Annotated in this window: 17 protein-coding genes; 10 read left to right on the top strand and 7 right to left on the bottom strand. The window is 65.0% G+C overall.

What is annotated here, in order from left to right:
- The first annotated feature begins 49 nt into the window (after positions 1 to 49).
- Positions 50 to 637: a 1,6-anhydro-N-acetylmuramyl-L-alanine amidase AmpD gene (gene ampD, locus V6X73_RS08005; protein WP_367959362.1), complete on the top strand. Its 588-nt coding sequence runs from the start codon at positions 50 to 52 to the stop codon at positions 635 to 637.
- The gene (gene ampE / locus V6X73_RS08000; RefSeq protein ID WP_367959361.1) at positions 634 to 1,497 is read left to right on the top strand and encodes a regulatory signaling modulator protein AmpE; all 864 of its coding nucleotides are present in this window, start codon (positions 634 to 636) and stop codon (positions 1,495 to 1,497) included. The genes ampD and ampE overlap by 4 nt, the downstream gene beginning before the upstream one ends.
- Positions 1,498 to 1,561: 64 nt before the next feature.
- Here the strand turns inward: ampE and V6X73_RS07995 are convergent, their stop codons facing one another.
- The 6 genes from V6X73_RS07995 to V6X73_RS07970 form a co-directional block, all read right to left on the bottom strand.
- Positions 1,562 to 2,011, bottom strand: coding sequence for a universal stress protein (locus V6X73_RS07995; RefSeq protein ID WP_367959360.1), 450 nt, complete (start codon positions 2,009 to 2,011; stop codon positions 1,562 to 1,564).
- Between the two features lie 9 nt (positions 2,012 to 2,020).
- Positions 2,021 to 3,304 carry a TRAP transporter large permease gene (locus V6X73_RS07990; RefSeq protein ID WP_367959358.1) on the bottom strand — a complete coding sequence of 428 codons (1,284 nt, stop codon included), beginning with the start codon at positions 3,302 to 3,304 and terminating at the stop codon, positions 2,021 to 2,023.
- 2 nt (positions 3,305 to 3,306) lie between these two features.
- Positions 3,307 to 3,894: a TRAP transporter small permease gene (locus tag V6X73_RS07985; protein WP_367959357.1), complete on the bottom strand. Its 588-nt coding sequence runs from the start codon at positions 3,892 to 3,894 to the stop codon at positions 3,307 to 3,309.
- 87 nt (positions 3,895 to 3,981) lie between these two features.
- Positions 3,982 to 4,998 (bottom strand): TRAP transporter substrate-binding protein, encoded by a 1,017-nt coding sequence (locus tag V6X73_RS07980; protein WP_367959356.1) that lies wholly within the window; start codon positions 4,996 to 4,998, stop codon positions 3,982 to 3,984.
- 220 nt (positions 4,999 to 5,218) lie between these two features.
- On the bottom strand, positions 5,219 to 5,917 hold the full coding sequence (locus tag V6X73_RS07975) for a TadE/TadG family type IV pilus assembly protein (RefSeq protein WP_367959355.1): 699 nt from the start codon (positions 5,915 to 5,917) through the stop codon (positions 5,219 to 5,221).
- 361 nt (positions 5,918 to 6,278) lie between these two features.
- Positions 6,279 to 6,815, bottom strand: a complete 537-nt coding sequence (locus V6X73_RS07970; protein ID WP_367959354.1) for a pilin — start codon at positions 6,813 to 6,815, stop codon at positions 6,279 to 6,281.
- A gap of 767 nt (positions 6,816 to 7,582) precedes the next feature.
- Between V6X73_RS07970 and sucC the strand changes: the two genes are divergently transcribed.
- The 4 genes from sucC to V6X73_RS07950 all read left to right on the top strand — a co-directional run bounded on the left by sucC (position 7,583) and on the right by V6X73_RS07950 (position 11,744).
- Positions 7,583 to 8,752, top strand: coding sequence for an ADP-forming succinate--CoA ligase subunit beta (gene sucC / locus V6X73_RS07965; protein WP_367959353.1), 1,170 nt, complete (start codon positions 7,583 to 7,585; stop codon positions 8,750 to 8,752).
- A gap of 33 nt (positions 8,753 to 8,785) precedes the next feature.
- Positions 8,786 to 9,658: a succinate--CoA ligase subunit alpha gene (gene sucD / locus V6X73_RS07960; RefSeq protein WP_367959352.1), complete on the top strand. Its 873-nt coding sequence runs from the start codon at positions 8,786 to 8,788 to the stop codon at positions 9,656 to 9,658.
- A gap of 57 nt (positions 9,659 to 9,715) precedes the next feature.
- Positions 9,716 to 11,344, top strand: coding sequence for an NAD+ synthase (locus V6X73_RS07955; RefSeq protein WP_367959350.1), 1,629 nt, complete (start codon positions 9,716 to 9,718; stop codon positions 11,342 to 11,344).
- 61 nt (positions 11,345 to 11,405) lie between these two features.
- A complete protein-coding gene (locus tag V6X73_RS07950) occupies positions 11,406 to 11,744 on the top strand; it encodes a P-II family nitrogen regulator (RefSeq protein WP_367959348.1) in 339 nt (112 codons plus the stop codon).
- 38 nt (positions 11,745 to 11,782) lie between these two features.
- Here the strand turns inward: V6X73_RS07950 and V6X73_RS07945 are convergent, their stop codons facing one another.
- The gene (locus V6X73_RS07945; RefSeq protein WP_367959347.1) at positions 11,783 to 12,637 is read right to left on the bottom strand and encodes an outer membrane protein assembly factor BamD; all 855 of its coding nucleotides are present in this window, start codon (positions 12,635 to 12,637) and stop codon (positions 11,783 to 11,785) included.
- 92 nt (positions 12,638 to 12,729) lie between these two features.
- Here V6X73_RS07945 and rluD point away from each other — a divergent pair, with 92 nt between their 5' ends.
- From rluD to V6X73_RS07925, 4 genes are all read left to right on the top strand, one after another.
- A complete protein-coding gene (rluD, locus tag V6X73_RS07940) occupies positions 12,730 to 13,785 on the top strand; it encodes a 23S rRNA pseudouridine(1911/1915/1917) synthase RluD (RefSeq protein ID WP_367959346.1) in 1,056 nt (351 codons plus the stop codon).
- On the top strand, positions 13,782 to 14,513 hold the full coding sequence (gene pgeF / locus V6X73_RS07935; RefSeq protein ID WP_367959344.1) for a peptidoglycan editing factor PgeF: 732 nt from the start codon (positions 13,782 to 13,784) through the stop codon (positions 14,511 to 14,513). Before rluD ends, pgeF begins: the two co-directional genes overlap by 4 nt.
- Before the next feature lie 177 nt (positions 14,514 to 14,690).
- Positions 14,691 to 16,424, top strand: a complete 1,734-nt coding sequence (locus V6X73_RS07930; RefSeq protein ID WP_367959343.1) for a ShlB/FhaC/HecB family hemolysin secretion/activation protein — start codon at positions 14,691 to 14,693, stop codon at positions 16,422 to 16,424.
- On the top strand, positions 16,421 to 17,579 hold a 1,159-nt coding region (locus V6X73_RS07925; protein WP_367959342.1), incomplete at its 3' end, for a two-partner secretion domain-containing protein. The genes V6X73_RS07930 and V6X73_RS07925, both read left to right, overlap by 4 nt.

The raw sequence follows: 17,579 nt of genomic DNA, 5'->3' as shown, positions 1-17,579 counted from the left end.
CATCCGCTCAACGGGGCGCAGTACGGTGCTGTGATGCGGGAGGGCATCGATGCAGGTGGACAGGACAACGGGGCTGTTGACCGGGGTTTCCTATGTTGATTCACCCAATCGGGGCCCGCGGCCCTGCGGCTGTCAGCCCGAGCTGATCGTCATCCACAGCATCAGCCTGCCGGCCGGGTCGTTTGGCGGTGACTACATCGACCGGCTTTTCACCAACCAGCTCGATACCCGCCGGGATGAGCGATTCGTCGAGCTCTACGGCCTTCGGGTCTCTGCCCATTTGTTGATCCGCCGTGATGGGCACATGACGCAGTTCGTGCCCTTTGGCCAACGCGCCTGGCATGCCGGCGAGTCGGCCTTCGAGGGGCGACGCGGGTGTAATGACTTCTCGATTGGCATCGAGCTGGAAGGCACCGATGACACCCCCTATGCCGATGTTCAGTACGATCGACTCGAGCCGGTCATCGACGCACTGCGCGAGGCCTATCCCGACATCGGGCGCAATCGAGTGGTGGGGCATTGCCATATCGCCCCGGGGCGCAAAAGCGATCCGGGCCCGTGCTTTGACTGGGGCCGACTCGAAGACAACCTCGGGCTGACCCGCCCGGTGACACAACAACGGGTGGTCGCGCTATGAAACTCATTGCCCTGCTGCTGGCGCTTGTCGCCCACTCGCATCTGCCCCCGGGGGGCTGGCGCAGCGCCCGGGGGTTCTTCCGTTACGCGGCCTGGCTGCAGGGCCGGCTTCTGCCCCGTGGGCTGTGGAATCACGGCGGCGGAGTGGCGCTGCTGCTACTGCCGCCGCTTTTGCCATTGCTGGTGTTGCAGTGGGGTCTCGGCGAGGCGCTTTTCGGGCTGATGGGGCTGGCGTTGGGGGTCGCCGCGCTTTGCTTTGCCTTCGGCGGCGGCCGCACCCTCGAGGCCGAGGTGGCCGCTTTTACCGCAGCCTGGCACCGGGGGGACGAGACCGAGGCGGGGCTGGCGCTCGACGCGCTGGCCGGCCGCTCGCTCGAGGCCATGCCGCTCGAGGCGATGCCCGAGGTGGCCGCCCGTCAGGTGGTGTTGCGCGGCCGGACACGGCTGATCGCGCCGATCTTCTGGTTTGTTCTGCTGGGGCCGGTGGGCGCGGTGGGCTACCGGTTGGTGGTGATGGCCCGGGCCTTTGCCGACTGTCAGGACAACACCGGCCCCGGGTTTTGTCAGGCCGCCGGCCGGGTCTTGAGGGTGCTCGACTGGGTGCCGGACCGGTTACTGGCGCTGGGGCTGGCGCTGGCGGGTCATTTCAGCGCCGCCTGGCAGGCCTGGGAGCAGGCGCTCGGCGGGGATGCGGAGTGGCGACTGGCCGAGACCGGTCTGGCGGCGATGAACGTCCCGCCGGCGGACACGCCCCGGGATCTCACTGCCGAGGCGGTCAGTGACATGCACGCGTTGCTGCGCCGATCGCTTTTGATCGGCCTAGCGGTGCTGGCGGTGGGAGTCCTGCTGACGGCGGGCTAACCGCCAGGGCGATGGCGCTCGTGCGGCCGGGGGCGGCCGGCGGGCCGACCAGCGGTGTTCAGCGTTAGACCACGAGCACCGGGCAATGGGCGGCACCGGCCACCCGATGGGCGACGCTGCCAAGCAGCACACTGGCCTCATCGGTGGTGCCCTGGGCGCCAACGACGATCAGATCACACTCGCGCTGTTTGGCGAACTGCACGATGGTGCTTGCCGGCCGGCCGCCTTTGACAAAGGCCCGCAACCGCTCCTTGGGCACGTCATGATCGAGCACGTACTGCTTGGCCGACATGGCAATGTCGGTGGCGTATTCCTTCAAGGCATCCTCGGGCAGGTTGACCTTGCCGGGCCGGACCATCGAGATCGAGGCCTCGCGCAGGCTGTGGTGTTTGAAAACGCAGAGCACAAAGATCTCGGCATCGGTGAGTCGCTGCAGCCCCACCGCCTTTTCCAGCGCCTGTACCGCGCCGCTCGATCCATCCACCGGGACCAGGATTCGGTTGAATACCGCCATGCAAAGCCTCTAGTTGAACATCAGATCGCGCAGTCCAAGCGCAATCTGCGGGAACATGATCAAAAGTGCGGCGGCGAGCACCAGCATCAGCACAAAGGGCGGTGTGCCGCGGATGACTTCCATATAGGGGCGCTTGAAAATGGCGATGGCGGTAAAGATATCGCAGCCAAACGGCGGCGTTGCCGAGCCAATCGCCACCTGCAACGTAATCAGTATACCCACAAGCACCGGATCAAGTCCGGTGGCCTCGACCGCGGGCATGAAGATCGGGGTGAGCACCAGGATGACCACAATGGGGTCGACGAACATGCAGGCGATGAAAAACGCCACGCAAATGGCGATGAGCACACCCACCGGCCCGGCCTGATCGATGCCCACCGCACTCAGCACCGCATCCGGGATCTGGGCAAACGAGATGATCCACGAAAAGCCATTGCCCGCTCCCACCAGGATGAACACCACCGCGGTGATCAGCCCGGTGGATTTGGCAATGGACCAGATCTCGGTGGCCTTGAGCGAGCGGAAGACGATGAACTCAAGGATGACGGCATAGAGCACGCACACCGCTGCCGCCTCGGTGGGGCTGAAAACGCCGCCGTAGATGCCACCGACGATGATTACTGGAAAGCCCAGCGGCCAGAGCGCCTGACGCACCGCCGAGAGCCGCTCGCGCCAGCTGGCCTTCGCTTCGGTGGGGACGTTGTTAAGGCGGGCATAGACCATGCAGTAGGCGGCGAACATGCCAAGGATCATCAGCCCCGGGCCGATACCGGCGATGAAAAGCTCGCCAATGGAGGTCTCGGAGATCACTCCGTAGACGATCATGCCGATGCTCGGCGGGATCAGAAAGGCGATGTCGCTCGCGTTGATAATGAGTGCCAGGGTGAAGGAGTCCTTGTACCCGGCTTTCAGCATGCGAGGCCGCAGCGGCGAGCCGATGGCCACCACCGTGGCCTGGGTCGAGCCCGAGACCGCGCCAAACAGCGTGCACGAGGCGGCGGTGCTCACTGCAAGGCCGCCTTTGATGTGGCCGATAAAGCTCATGACCATGTTGATGAGCCGCTCGGCGGAGGTGCCCCGGGTCATGATATCGGCGGCGAGGATGAACATGGGCACGGCGATCAGCGAGGCCGGCCGGATGCCGGCGAGGATCTGCTGGATGAGGGTTTCCATCTGGCCGAAGCCATCGAACATCATGGTAAAGCCGATCACCGCACCGGCGATCAGCGGCACCATCATCGGGAAGCCCAGCAGCAGGAGGATGACCATGGCGGTGAACATGATCGGTGCCATGGCTAGACCTCGGTCTCGGTGTCGCTGTAGCCATCAACCATGGCGGTGGACAGATAGACGTCCTTCTCGCGCAGGTTCTTGATGGCGGTCAAAAAGTACTGGATGCCGGTGATGCCAAAACCCAGCGGCACCCAGAGGTAGATCGTCCAGATGGGAAAGCCAAGCGCCGGCAGCACCCGACCCTTGCTCTGCAGATCGATGATGTAGAGCACCGAGAAGTACAGCAGAAAGAACATCGCCGCCGAGGTGATCAGCGCGATGGTGATCATCAGGATCTTGCGGGTGATCACCGGAAAGATGTCATAGATCGCCGACATGCGGATATGCCGGCCATGGCGGGCGGCGTAGCCGATCCCCGCAAAGGTGATCATGATGATGAGGATGCGGTTGATCTCGCCCGAGAAGAAAATGCTCTGCCCCAGCACGAACCGGCCGATGACATTGGCGATGGTGTTGGTGGCCATCAGCAGCACACCCAGCCCCAGGATGACCGCCTCCAGCCGCGCCAGAAAGGTATCCAGCAGCCCCAGTGGCCCGGGCAGATCCGAACGGTAGCGCTTCTCGGCGGCTTCGTCTTCCTCGGTGCTCATCGCAATGGCCCTCTCCGATGGAAACAAAAAGGGGGCGCCCGACGGTTCGGGACGCCCCCCGGTTCCGGACCCGGTGTCCGGAGGGCCTTAATTGCCCTGGACGGCCTCGAGGTCGGCCTTGAACTGCTCAAGCAGCATGGCCCCGTCCTCGCCGGTCATCTCCAGATAGGCTTCCTCGACCTGCGGCGCACGCTCCTTGAAAGCCTGGATCTGCTCGTCGGTCAGCCGGGTGACGGTGACCTCGTCGGAGGCCTCCTGGATCTTCGCCAGCGACTCATCGGCAAGACCCTGGATGTGCTCCATGGTCACGCCATAGGCGTAGTCGGCGGCTTCGCGCAGCATCTGCTGCTCGTCGCTGCTCAGGCTATCGAAGAACTCTTTGTTGGCCATCGAAGCGGTCACGAACCAACCGTGACCGGTGAAGATCAGGTTGGGCGAGACTTCGTAGAGACCGCCGGACTCGATCCAGAAGATCGGGTTCTCCTGCCCGTCGATGACACCGGTCTGCAGACCGCCATAGACCTCGCCCCAGGGCAGCGGCGTCGGCGTCGCACCAAAGGCGTTGTAGGTCTCGGAGAGCAGCGGGTTGGTCATCACGCGGATTTTCTTGTTGTCGAACTCCGCGGGGCTGGTTACCGGCTCATCGGCAGTGACGACCATCTCGCCTTCGGGATACATCTTGAGTAGCTCAAGCCCGTGCTCGGCATAGAGCTCGGGGAACATCTCGTGGATGGCCTCGCTCTCGTCGAAGAACTCATAGACGGTCTGCTCGTCGGTGGGCAGCAGGTAGGGCACAAAGAAGATCTGCGCGGCCGGCAGCCAGGCCCCACTGAAGCCCGGGGACTGGTTGACGAACTCGAGGATGCCGGACTGCGCCTGCTCCATGATGTCGTCAGACTCGCCGAGCTCGCCAAAGCGATAGACTTCGAGGGTGTGCTCGGAGTTGTCTTCGATGTAGTCCTTGAACGCGAGGGCGTAGACATCCTGGACATCGCCTTCGAACTCTTCGTGGGCATAGCGCCAGGTATCAGCGAAGGCGGCGGTGGAAAGGCCCAGGGCCAGCGCGCCGGCGGCGGCGCGGGTAAAGATGGCGGACGACTTCATCAATAAGTCTCCTTGTTGCTGTTTCGGGTGACGGCAGGATGCCGACCACTTGCCGATTGGCAGCCATCACAGAATTGTGACAGTCGGTTTGACGGTAGCCCGGCTTATTGACGAGGGTCAAGTTGGGGGCGAGCCATGGTTAGCAGATCGGTTGTGGCGGTCTGTGGCGCCGGTCGGTGATGGTGGTCGGTGGCCGGTGAATGATCCGGAGAGATGGCGGCTACTGCCGTGGCAGATGGCGGGTCGAATAGAGACGGCTTTGCATACGGGCCTGAGTGGTGATCCGGATGGGCAGACGATCATTGGCGAGCATGAGCCGTTCGCGGGCGTCGTAGTTGCCGGTCAAAGCGTCCGCCGCCTGCGCCGCCTCAATGATCAGCGGCCCGGCGAGCGGCACCAGAAGATCCAGTCCGTAGGTCACCTCCAGTGTCAGACGGGTCGCCTGCTGCAGTGACACGCCACTACGTCGCCCCGGTCTGCGCGGGTGTTTGTCGAGGTCCTGGTAGGGCAGGTACCGCCGCCCCTGGTGGTCTGTTTGCGCATGGTCGGCAAAGGCCGCGCGGGTCGGGGTGAGGATCTTGAAGCGCGCATGCATCCGGGCGGCCGGCAGCGAGCGAGTGAGAAAAGCGGTCTCGAATGCCTGTGCGCCGGTCCCCGCGAGGTTCATGGGGGTGATCGCCCGCGCGAAAGCCCGACGCATCGGCGCAAGCTCGCCCTGGTTAAGGGCACCGGCCCGCACGGCCATGTAGCTGGCGTGGTCGAGCATCGATCGTGCTTGGATGATGAACGCCCATTGCGTGATGAGCAGGCCGAGGAGCAGGACAACGGGCAGCGCAATGACGGTCTCGAGCATGATCGAGCCGGTTTGTTGGCCGGCTTGATGGCTGATCGAGCGGCCGATTCGCGCAGGACACGACATGCTGATCGCACTGGTTTTGTGGTTTAGGCCGAGGGTATTTGTCGTCTTGGGCGCTGTGGTCGCTGGATCTGCAGGACAAAGGAGTTGCTTGGTCTGCATGGTGTTGAGCTTGCTCGGTCTGCAGAGTGCCGGGTCGCTGGGTCTGCAAGGAGATCGGTTCGCTGGGCGAGCTGGACCGGGCCGCGCTGTTAAACCCTTTTTCCCAAACCGCTGCACACCGTTGATACACACGGTTTACGCATCACGTCTTACAAGGCGCATAAAGCGTTCCGGATCACGGTTAATGATGTGCATAAAGCGTGTGCCGAGACCGTGTGCGGCCTCGGCAACAAAGGGGGGTAATCGCAAGACCTGCCGGTAATTAGGCCCCGCCCGCGTCCCTGCAAATTGCCGGTGCATACTTGGAGGGAAAGTCCCCGCCCCATTTGGAGACGCTGCAGCTCCAAGAAATATTCCCGTTGGATGTGAAGGGAGCGAATACCAGCTTGTTTCCGGATTCGATATCAGAAGCTAGATTCGGGTCTAATTCGATGCTGATCGTGCCGGCGTCCACACCTTCGCTGGTTCCGGGCTCAATGGTGATTTCGCTGATCACATCGCTAGAAAAGGCAGTTGACTCAGCAATCCCCGCCTCCGCATTCGACGTTGGTAACTCGCCGTTCGCGTAGTAATAATCTGCGACGCTCGTCTTGATGGCGCCGGCGGCGGTGACCGCTTCGGTGACCTTGGCGCGGACGGTGTAGTCCGAATAGGCCGGGATGGCGACGCTGGCGAGGATGCCGACGATGGCGACGACGATCATCAGTTCGATGAGGGTAAAGCCGGCTTGGCCGACTGATGCCGGTCGCGCTTGTGCTGAGTGACCAAACTGCTTTGCGTGCTGAACCTGATGCGTCATAAGAGGCCTCCTTGTCTCAAGTGCCGCTCCGTAGATGGTGCGGGTAGCGCCGGGCCTGCCGTGGGTGCCAGGCTGGCTGTGGGTGCCGGGCCTGACTTGGGCGCCGGGCTTGCCGCGGATGCAGCCGGCACGCGGTCCTGCGTCTGCTGGCCACTTCCTTGTGGCGCCGGCTGGCGTATCCCGCCCGGACATTTCCGCCAGAGTGTGACGGTCCTGCCATCGCGGCCCGGGCGAGGCGGCCTAAAAGCGCCGCCCGAGCATCCCGCCCAGGCAGGCGCGGCGCGTTCCCGCGGGGGCTATTCTCTGGGCAGCCGCGACAAGCATGATGCGTAATGCGTCACATCTATGGGCAAATCGTGGCTCGCCGGCGCCGAACCTCGCCTCGGCCGGCAGGGAGTCACTGACTAACGGTGTTTGTAGCCGGCCTGGTTTTCATGCCGCTGTCGGGACCGGGGCTGTCGGGACCGGGGCGTCGAGACCGCGGCTCGTGGGGCCGCGGTTGCAGCGACCGCAGTTATCGGGACCGGGGCGTCGAGACCGCGGCTCGTGGGGCCGCGGTTGCAGCGACCACAGTTGTCGTGACCGCGGTTGTCCATATCACAGATGTCGGGACCGCACCTTTCGACACAGCGGCTGTCGCGACCCGAGCTGCCGACGCCGCGGCCCTCCCGCTACCACCGATTCAATACTGCACTGCCACATATTTTTGAACCCGGCGGCGGTTTCGTGGAGAATACGCCCAATTTTTTGGAGGAGGCGGAGCGTCCATGAACCTTCACGAGTTTCAGGCGAAGCACATCTTCAGCCAGTACGGTATTCCCATTCCCAAGGGTTTCGTGGCCCGTTCCGCGGCCGAGGCCAAGGAAGCGGCAGAAAAGCTCGGCGGCCCGGTCTGGGTGGTCAAGGCGCAGGTGCATGCGGGCGGTCGGGGCAAGGCCGGCGGTGTGAAGATCGCCAAGAGCCTGGACGAGGTCACGCAGTACACCGAGGCGATGCTCGGCACCCGGCTGGTGACTCATCAGACCGACGAGCATGGCATGCCGATCAATTCGGTGATGATCGAAGAAGGCCTCGACATCGCCCGCGAGATCTACTTGGGCGCGCTGGTCGATCGTGCCAGCAAGCGGGTGGTTTTCATGGGGTCTGCTGCCGGCGGCATGGATATCGAAGAGGTTGCTGCCACCGAGCCCGAGAAGATCATCACCGTGCGGGTCAACCCGGTGGCCGGGCTGCAGCCCTATCAGTGCCGGCAGATGGGCTTCGCGCTTGGCCTGACCCCGGCGCAGATCAAGCAGCTCACCCAGATCATGCGCGGGCTCTATCGTTGCTTTGAGGATCGCGACCTCAGCCTGATCGAGATCAATCCGCTCATCGTCACCGGTGACGATGAGCTGCTGGCGCTGGATGCCAAGATCAACGTCGATGACAACGCCATCGAGATCAACCGCCAGGCCGAGATCGCCGATATGCGCGATGTCAGCCAGGAGGACGAGACCGAGGTGGCGGCCGCCGAGCATGGCCTTAACTACATCACCCTCGACGGCAATATCGGTTGCATGGTCAACGGTGCCGGCCTTGCCATGGCCACCATGGACGTGATCAAGCTCCACGGCGGCGAGCCGGCCAACTTTCTGGACGTCGGTGGCGGGACCAACAAAGAGCGGGTCACCGAGGCGTTCAAGATCATCTCGGCGAGCCCCGATGTGCAGGGCATTTTGGTGAACATCTTCGGCGGTATCGTGCGCTGCGACATGATCGCCGAGGGCGTGATTGCCGCGGTCAAGGAGGTGGGCGTCAATGTCCCGGTGGTGGTGCGGCTCGAGGGCACCAATGTCGAGCAAGGCAAGCAGCTGCTCGCCGACAGCGGCCTTGACATCATCCCCGCCGACGATCTCACCGACGGCGCACAAAAGGTGGTGGGCGCGGTCAGCGCCTGATCCTGTAACCCGGAACAACGACGAGGGATTCGCATGAGTATTCTGGTGGACAAAAACACCAAGGTGATCGTCCAGGGCTTCACCGGGAAGCAGGGCACCTTTCACGCCGAGCAGTGCATTGCCTATGGCACCAACATCGTCGGCGGCACCACGCCGGGCCGCGGCGGCGAGACGCATCTCGACCGGCCGGTGTTTAACACCGTCCGCGACGCGGTGGATGACACCGCCGCCAACGCCTCGATGATCTATGTGCCGGCGGCCTTTGCCGCCGACGCCATCCTCGAGGCCGCCGAGGCGGGCATCAAGGTCATCGCCTGTATCACCGAGGGCATCCCGGTGCTCGACATGCTCAAGGTCAAAGCGGCGCTCGATTTCTACGACGCCACCCTGATCGGGCCCAACTGCCCGGGCATCATCACTCCGGATGAGTGCAAGATCGGCATCATGCCCGGTCACATCCACAAAGCCGGGTCCATTGGCATCGTCTCGCGCTCGGGGACGCTTACCTACGAGGCGGTCAAGCAGACCACCGATATCGGTATGGGGCAGAGCACCTGTGTGGGCATCGGCGGTGACCCGATCCAGGGGATGAACTTTATCGATGTAATCGAGCAGTTCGAGGCCGACCGCCAGACCAAGGGCATTGTCATGGTCGGCGAGATCGGCGGAACCGCCGAAGAAGAGGCCGCGGAGTTCATTCAGTCCAACGTGCGCAAGCCGGTGGTCGCCTACATCGCGGGTGTCACGGCGCCGCCCGGCAAACGCATGGGCCATGCCGGTGCGATTATCAGCGGTGGCAAGGGCACGGCGGCGGATAAGTTTGGCGCGCTCGAGAAAGCCGGTGTGGCGACGGTGCGGTCGCCGGCGGAGATCGGCCAGCGCGTCAGTGACTGCTTCACGGGCTGACTCCCCCATGTCTCGGGTCGCATTGCGGCCCCTTCAATGCGGAGGCATCCTGCCCGGATGAGCCAACGCCTGCGCTTTGCCATGGCCCAGCTCAACCTCCTGGTGGGGGATGTGCCGGGCAACACCGATGCCGTGATCGCGGCGGCCACCGAGGCGAGAGATCGCCTGGGGGCGACGGCCGTGTGCTGTCCCGAGCTCACGCTTACCGGCTATCCGCCGGATGATCTGCTGCTGCGGCCCGATTTCATCGCCGCCGTCGAGGCCGCTGTCGAGCGCATCGCCCGGCAGACCCGCGGCATCACGGTGTTCGTCGGCGCCCCGCTGCTCATCGAAGGCCGGCTCTACAACGCCGCGCTCGTGATCCGGGACGGCCAGGTCGTGGCCCGTTACGCCAAGCACGAGCTGCCCACCTACGGGGTGTTCGATGATCTGCGCTACTTTGCCCCGGGTGACGCCCCCTGTGTGGTGTCGGTGGATGGCTGCCGTGTCGGGGTGACCATCTGCGAGGACGCCTGGCACGCCGCGCCGGTGGCCAGGGCCGTCGATGCCGGCGCCGATGTCATCGTCAACCTCAATGCCTCGCCCTTCGATCAGTATAAAGGCACCGCCCGCGAGTCGGTCCTGCGCGAGCGCATCACCGAGTCGCAGCGGCCCATCCTCTACTGCAATATGGCCGGTGGCCAGGACGAGGTGGTCTACGACGGGGGCTCGTGCGCCTTTGACGCCCGCGGCGATGTCATGGTGCGCGCCCCGCGGTTCGAGACCGGGCTCTACCCGGTGGATATCGATTGCATCCATGATCGCTGGACGCCGCTTGAAGGCGCCGTCGAGCCGGCGCTCTCCGCCGAGGCGGCGGTCTACGAGGCGCTGGTCTGGGGGGTGCGCGATTACATCGAAAAAAATCGCTTCCCCGGTGTGGTCATCGGGCTTTCCGGTGGCATCGACTCGGCGCTGACCGTCTGCATTGCCGTGGATGCCCTGGGCGCCGATCGGGTGCATTGCCTGATGATGCCCACCCGCTATACCAGCGAGATGAGCCACACCGATGCCGGGGCCATCGTCGAGGCGCTGGGCGTGCGCTATGACACCGTGGCCATCGAGGGGGTGTTCAATGAGTTCCGCGACGCCCTCGGCCCGGTTTTCGGCGATCGGCCGGCGGATGTCACCGAGGAAAACCTCCAGTCGCGGATCCGCGGGACCACTCTGATGGCGGTCTCCAACAAACTGGGCGGGCTGGTGCTTGCCACCGGCAATAAAAGCGAGATGGCCGTCGGCTATGCCACCCTCTATGGCGACATGGTGGGCGGGTTCTCGCCGCTCAAGGACATCTTCAAGACCGAAGTCTACCGGCTGGCCCGCTATCGCAACGCCATCGCCCCGGTGATCCCCGAGAATGTCCTCACCCGTCCGCCCAGCGCCGAGCTGGCCCCGGATCAAAAGGACACCGACAGCCTGCCCGAATATGAAGCCCTCGACGCCATCCTTGCCGCCTATGTCGAGGAGGATGCCGGGGTGGATGAGATCGTCGCCGCCGGCCATGACCGGGCCACGGTCGAGCAGGTGGTCAGGCTTTTGCATCGCAACGAATACAAACGCCGGCAGGCGGCGCCCGGGGTCAAGGTGACCACCAAGGCCTTTGGCCGCGACCGGCGCTATCCGATTACCTCGGGGTTCGGTCGCTCATAGCCCACCACCGTGTGGCGACGGCTGCTACACTGCCGCACTCCAAGTACACGGGAGTGCTTCAATGAAAAAGATCGAGGCCATCATCAAGCCCTTCAAACTAGATGACGTGCGCGAGGCCATCGCCGAGGTGGGCATCACCGGCATGACCGTCACCGAGGTCAAGGGCTTTGGCCGGCAGAAGGGCCACACCGAGCTTTATCGCGGCGCCGAGTATGTGGTGGATTTTCTGCCCAAGATGCGCGTCGAGGTCGTGGTGGGTGACGAGCTGGCCGAGCGGGTGGTCGAGGCCATCGTCGCTGCCGCCAATACGGGCAAGATCGGTGATGGCAAGGTCTTTGTCAGCCCGGTGGAAGAGGCGGTGCGCATCCGCACCGGCGACTCGGGTGAAGAGGCGCTCTAGCCGGCGACGCGGCGATCCGGGCCGACGGCGATCCGGGCCTACATATCCATGATATCGCCGGCGCCGGTGGGCGCATTGCCCCCGCCTTGGGGCGCTGGCGGGACCACGTCGGTTTCGTTTTCATAAAGACTGGGTGCTACGGGTGTCGCTGCCGGGTCAGTCTCGCCGACCCCGCGGGCGCGGGCCGCGACCACTCCTTCGGCCAGATCCTCGAGGCCGATCTCGCGATAGGCCCGCTCGAGCAGCGCCAGCGCCGGTGCGACCGAGGGCGTGCCGGGGAACTCATCGATGACCGTAATCGCTCGGCGGGCCGCCGCCACCCAGGCGCGGCGGTCGGCGTAGAACTCGGCAACGCTTAGCTGATACCGGGCGCCATCGGCAAAAAGCCCGTCCAGCCGCGTGCGCGCATCTTCGGCGTAGTCGCTCTCGGGGAACTGCTCGACCACGGTGGTATAGGCATCAAACGCCTGGCGGCGGGGCACCGGGTCGCGCAGCGTGCCATCTACCCCCACCCAGCGCTTGAGCATGTCTTCGTTTTTCTCTTCAAGGGCCAGGCCCTGCATGTACCAGGTGTAGGGCACGGCGCGATGGCGTGGGTTGATGCGGCGAAAACGCTCGGCGGCGGCCACGGTCGAGGCCACATCGCCCGAGCGATAGTAGACGTAGATGATATCCAGCTGGGCCTGGGTGGCATGAATGCCAAACGGATACTGGGCCTGGAGCGATTCAAGCTCCTGGGTGGCGGTCTGCCAGTCGCCTCGGTCCATGGCACGCTTGGCGTTCTCGTAGATGGCCGCCGCCTCGGCGTTGCGCAGTTCATTGGGTTCGTCGTTATTGCTCGCGCAACCCGCAAGCAGGCCGATTGACAGTAGAATCAACAAAAAGCGTTTCATGGCACCTGACTGTGGTCGATTGATCGGACTCACAGTCTAGAGAAAAGCACCGGCAGCGCCCAGCGCTTTCAGGCAACGGACACCCCGCAGTGATGCAACGCATTCAGCGACAAGCCATCATCCCCGAGAGCGCCGCCGGCGAGCGGCTTGATGTCGCGCTGGCCGCGCTTTTCCCGGAGTTCTCGCGAGCGCGGCTGCAGCGCTGGCTGAAAGCCGGTGACTTGACCGTCGATGGTGCCTCGCCCCGGGCCCGGACCGCGGTGGCCGGCGGCGAGGCGGTGGTCATCGATGCCCGGCAGGCCGACGAAGGGGCGGTGTTGCCCGAGCCCATTCCGCTTGATGTCCTCCACGAGGATTCGGCCCTTGTTGTGATCAACAAACCCGCCGGCCTGGTGGTTCATCCCGGGGCGGGCAACCCGGCCGGGACGCTGCAGAATGCGTTGTTGCACCACCACCCGGCGCTGGCAGGGGTGCCGCGCAGTGGCATCGTGCACCGGCTCGATCGCGACACCAGTGGGCTGATGGTGGTGGCCAAGACCCTCGAGGCGCACACCGCGCTGGTCGACCAGCTGCAGGCCCGGACCATGGGCCGCGAGTATCTGGCCCTAGTGGTGGGGACGTTTACGGGCGGTGGCAAGGTGGAGGCACCCATCGGTCGACATCCCAGGGATCGGCTGAAAATGGCCGTTCGCGGATCCGATGGCAAGCCGGCGGTGACCCACTATCGGGTTGAGACGCGTTTTGTCGCGCACACCCTGCTGCGATGCCGGCTCGAGACCGGCCGTACCCATCAGATCCGTGTCCACATGGCGCATATCCGCCATCCCATCGTCGGCGACCCGGTCTACGGCGGGCGGCTGCGGCTGCCCGGGGGCGCGGAGGCGGTGACCGTCGAGCCGCTGGCTGCGGGCGCCGAGGCCGGGGAGGGCGAGTCGCCGGCCGCGGGCCCGATGACCGACGCTCCCGCGGCATCGGCGGTGAGCGTGGCGGATGTGCTGCGCGGCTTTCGCCGTCAGGCGCTGCATGCCGAGACCTTGACCCTCGAACACCCGGTAACCGGCGAGCGATGCACGTGGACGACGCCGGTGCCCGCGGATTTTGCGCGGCTGCGGGATGCCCTCGGCCGGCACCAGGCGCACCATCGATGAGCGAAGCGGTGGTCATTTTGCGGCCGGACTGGGATGTCGCCGGCGTCAACGCTGGTTTTACCCTGCGCACCGGCGGCGTCAGCACGCCGCCCTACGACAGCCTCAACCTGGCGCTGCACGTCGGCGATGATCCCGCACGGGTGCGGGACAATCGGCACCGGTTTATCGAGGCCGCTGGGTTGGCGATGGCACCGCGGTGGCTTTCACAAGTCCATGGCACACGCGTGATCCACACCGATGCGGTGGATCCGGACATCACGCCGGCCGACGGGGTCTGGTCGGATCGCCCCGGCCAGCCCTGCGCGGTGCTGGTCGCGGACTGCCTGCCGGTTCTGCTCGCCGAGCGGGATGGCGCTTGTGTGGCGGCCGTTCATGCCGGCTGGCGGGGGCTGGCGGCCGGCGTGATCGATCAGGTGATCCAGGCCCTGCCAGTGCCATCAACCCGGCTTGCCGCCTGCATCGGTCCCTGCATCGGGGTTGGCGCGTTCGGGGTCGGCCGCGAGGTGATCGATGCCTTCCACGCCGCCGGCCGCCCGGCGGTGTACGAGCAACGCGGTCAGGACCGGCGCGTCGACCTGCGGGCTACGGCCCGAAAGCTGCTTCGCGATCGCGGGATCGGCGAGGTGGCCGATATCGGGAGCTGTACTCATTCCGATCATGCCGGTTGCTTTTCTTATCGCCGCGATGGTGTCACCGGTCGCCTGGCCGGATTCATTGCCCGGCGCTGATCCCGGCCCGTGGCGATGAAAGGTAATGTCGGCGAATGTCAGAAAAATTAAGAATTTATCAGTATTTGTCCGTTGATCCCGGCGGTCAAAAACTTATTCTAACTGTAGTCGTTTCTGGCCTAGGAGATGCAAGCGGTCATGCTCACAAGAGTCGCTGTTGGGCTGATCGTGTGTGTTATGGCATCAACGGTATCCGAAGTCGTCTGGGCGCAATCCCAGACCGGGTCACAGTCCGATGTCGATGCCGGCTCGATCCTTCGGCAGGAGGAGGCGCTGCAGCGCGAAGAGCCGGCCCCGCTTCGCGAGCCGGAGGTTGAAGCGCCGCTGCCTGAGCTCACGGGCATCGGCGAGGTCACCGTCACCGTCGAGTCGGTCGAGTTCACGGGCGCCACCGATCTGGTCGAGGCCGCGGCGCTTGAGGAGGCCGTGGGTGAGGCGATCGGGCAGACCCTGGATTTCGAGGGGCTGCAGGCGCTTGCCGAGCGGGTGACCCGGCGGCTCAAGGACGAGGGCTGGGTGCTTGCGAGAGCCTATCTGCCCGAGCAGGATGTGACCGACGGGTTGGTCACCATTGAGATTCTGCCGGGCCGGCTGGATACGCAGGGCCGGGCGTTTCGTATCGAGGCGATCGGAGCGCGGCCGCTGCGCATCGACCCGGAGCGCCTTGGCGCGATCCTCACTGCACTCATCCCGGCGGGCGAGCCCATTCGTCAGGCGGATCTCGACCGCGCCATCTTGTTGATCAATGACCTGCCGGGCATCGACGCTCTGGCCCGCCTGGAGGCGGGTGAGGCTGAGGGCAGCTCCCATATCCTGCTCAGCGTCCGCGAAGGGCCGCTCTTTGCTAGCTCAGCCAACACAAGCAATTTCGGCAGTCGCAGCACAGGCCAGGAGCGTTTTGGATGGACGGGCAATCTCAATGACCCACTGGGTGTCGGCGACCAACTCACCTTCTCCGCGACGGCGGCGGAAGGGCTTGCGCTCGGGCAGTTTAATTACCGCTATCCGCTTGGCCCGAGTGGCCTGGCGGCGGATCTGTCGGTCTCGCAGATGGAATATGAGGTGATCAACAGCGACGGGCCGAGCGAGCTCGACGGCAGCTCCGTCACCCAGGGCGTCGGCTTGAGTTATCCGTGGATTCGCTCGCAGAGCACTAACCTCAGCGTAGGTATGGACTACAGCCGGGATGCGCTGGAAGACCAGATCGACGGCGCGACCTACAGCGACAAGACGGTGACTTATTTCGGTCCGAGCCTGCGTGGCGATCACACCGATCAGGTATTCGGCCCGGCGGGTCGGACCAACTTCTCTCTCTCGCCGCTGTGGGGGGAGGTGGATCTGCCTGCCCTCGCCGGTGGTCAGGCTCAGGCCGACGAGCTGGGTGTTGAGGGAGACTTCAGCAAGGTCGAATACAGTCTCTCCCGGCTGCAGTCGCTGGGCGAGCGTCCGATGACGCTTTTCACCGAGCTGCGTGGGCAGTGGGCGGGGGATAACCTCGACTCCTCCCAGAGCTTTCAGCCGGGTGGCTCGAGTGGTGTGCGCGCCTACCCGGGCGGTGAGGCCTCGGCGGACGAAGGGCATCTGCTGCGCGCGGAGCTGCGTTATCAGCTGCCGGCGGACTTTATCGACCTGGGCTCGCTGCGGGTCTCGGCGTTCTACGACACTGCCTGGGTGCGGCTCAACGACCGCTTGCCCGAAGGCTATGCGATTGACACGGCCACCGGTGAGAACAGCTACCGGATAGACGGGGCGGGGCTGGGGCTGACGCTCACCCGCGGGGACTGGCTGACGGTGAGTCTGACCTGGGCCACGGCGATCGGTGACAACCCCGGGCGGGATGTCAACGGCAACAACGCCGATGGGCGCTCCGATGATTCTCGTGCCTGGATCCAGGCGGTGGTGCAGCTATGAGTGAGACACCGGTAACCGCGCTCCACCGCGCCGCACGGGTGGCAATGGTTTCTGGCTCGGTGGCCGCTCTGGGGCTTGCCGGGCAGTGGGCGAAGGCGGCCCCGGCGGCAGGCGAATTGCCGCAGGGCGAACGGATCACCGCGGGTGACGCCACCATCGGCCGCGACGGCCGGGTGATGACCATCACCCAGCGCAGCGATCGTCTGATTACGGAATGGCAGGGTTTTTCCATTGGCCGCGAGGCCCATGTGGAATTCATCCAGCCTGGCCGTGAGAGCGCGGCGCTGAACCGGGTCACCAGCGGCCGGCCGAGTGAGATTTTCGGCTCGCTGAGCGCCAACGGCCAGGTGCTGCTCGTCAACCAGGCGGGAATCCATTTTGCCAGCGGCAGCCGGGTGGACGCCGGAAGCCTGGTGGCCTCGACACTGGCAATCGCCGACGAGGACTTCCTCGCCGATCGCCTGCGCTTCGCCGGCGGCTCCCAGGCGGGCATTGTCGCGGAGGGCGAGATTAACGTCGCCGAGGGCGGTCACCTGGCACTGGTGGCACCGACCATCGAACAGCGCGGGCACATCGAAGCCCCCAGCGGCGGGGTCGCGCTGGCGGCCGCCGAAGCGGTGGAGCTCACGCTCGGGGACACCGGGCTGGTCAGCATGAAAGTCGAGCGCGGCGCACTGGATGCGGCCATTGACAACGGCGGTGTGATCGAGGTGGGCGACGGCGCGGTGGTGATGACCGCCGAGGGCATGGATGAGCTCACCCGCGGGGTGGTGAACAACACGGGCACCATCGAGGCGTCGGGGCTCTCCGCTGAGGGCGGACGGATCGTGCTCGAAGCCGACGGGGCGGTGAACAACACTGGCCGCCTTGCCGCGGGTAGCGAGCAGGGGGCTGGCGGTGAGATCCGCATCGACGCCGGTACCGTGAGCGAAATCAACGGCACGCTGGATGTCTCAAGCACCGCTGCCGGCGGCGGGCTGGTCACGGTAGAGGCCGATCATATCCGCCTCGGTGGAGCCACGATGGTGGATGCCACCGGCGCCACCGGTGGTGGTGATGTGCTCATTGGCGGTGACTGGCAGGGGGGTGATCACGCGGAGTACCGGGTGTTCAACGACCCGGAGGCGCTGCGCGAGGCGGTGAGTGTGGACATGG

It is taken from the genome of Spiribacter pallidus (assembly GCF_040838495.1).
GTDB classification, from domain to species: Bacteria; Pseudomonadota; Gammaproteobacteria; order Nitrococcales; family Nitrococcaceae; genus Spiribacter; species Spiribacter pallidus.
This window is presented reverse-complemented; position numbering and strand designations above follow the sequence as displayed.

Coding starts and splice junctions, on each gene's coding strand:
- V6X73_RS07985 (WP_367959357.1), bottom strand. CDS start 3,894: ATGAGCACCGAGGAAGACGAAGCCGCCGAGAAGCGCTACCGTTCGGAT.
- rluD (WP_367959346.1), top strand. CDS start 12,730: ATGCAACGCATTCAGCGACAAGCCATCATCCCCGAGAGCGCCGCCGGC.
- V6X73_RS07980 (WP_367959356.1), bottom strand. CDS start 4,998: ATGAAGTCGTCCGCCATCTTTACCCGCGCCGCCGCCGGCGCGCTGGCC.
- V6X73_RS07975 (WP_367959355.1), bottom strand. CDS start 5,917: ATGTCGTGTCCTGCGCGAATCGGCCGCTCGATCAGCCATCAAGCCGGC.
- V6X73_RS07950 (WP_367959348.1), top strand. CDS start 11,406: ATGAAAAAGATCGAGGCCATCATCAAGCCCTTCAAACTAGATGACGTG.
- ampD (WP_367959362.1), top strand. CDS start 50: ATGCAGGTGGACAGGACAACGGGGCTGTTGACCGGGGTTTCCTATGTT.
- V6X73_RS07970 (WP_367959354.1), bottom strand. CDS start 6,815: ATGACGCATCAGGTTCAGCACGCAAAGCAGTTTGGTCACTCAGCACAA.
- V6X73_RS07930 (WP_367959343.1), top strand. CDS start 14,691: ATGGCATCAACGGTATCCGAAGTCGTCTGGGCGCAATCCCAGACCGGG.
- V6X73_RS07945 (WP_367959347.1), bottom strand. CDS start 12,637: ATGAAACGCTTTTTGTTGATTCTACTGTCAATCGGCCTGCTTGCGGGT.
- sucC (WP_367959353.1), top strand. CDS start 7,583: ATGAACCTTCACGAGTTTCAGGCGAAGCACATCTTCAGCCAGTACGGT.
- sucD (WP_367959352.1), top strand. CDS start 8,786: ATGAGTATTCTGGTGGACAAAAACACCAAGGTGATCGTCCAGGGCTTC.
- ampE (WP_367959361.1), top strand. CDS start 634: ATGAAACTCATTGCCCTGCTGCTGGCGCTTGTCGCCCACTCGCATCTG.
- V6X73_RS07955 (WP_367959350.1), top strand. CDS start 9,716: ATGAGCCAACGCCTGCGCTTTGCCATGGCCCAGCTCAACCTCCTGGTG.
- pgeF (WP_367959344.1), top strand. CDS start 13,782: ATGAGCGAAGCGGTGGTCATTTTGCGGCCGGACTGGGATGTCGCCGGC.
- V6X73_RS07995 (WP_367959360.1), bottom strand. CDS start 2,011: ATGGCGGTATTCAACCGAATCCTGGTCCCGGTGGATGGATCGAGCGGC.
- V6X73_RS07990 (WP_367959358.1), bottom strand. CDS start 3,304: ATGGCACCGATCATGTTCACCGCCATGGTCATCCTCCTGCTGCTGGGC.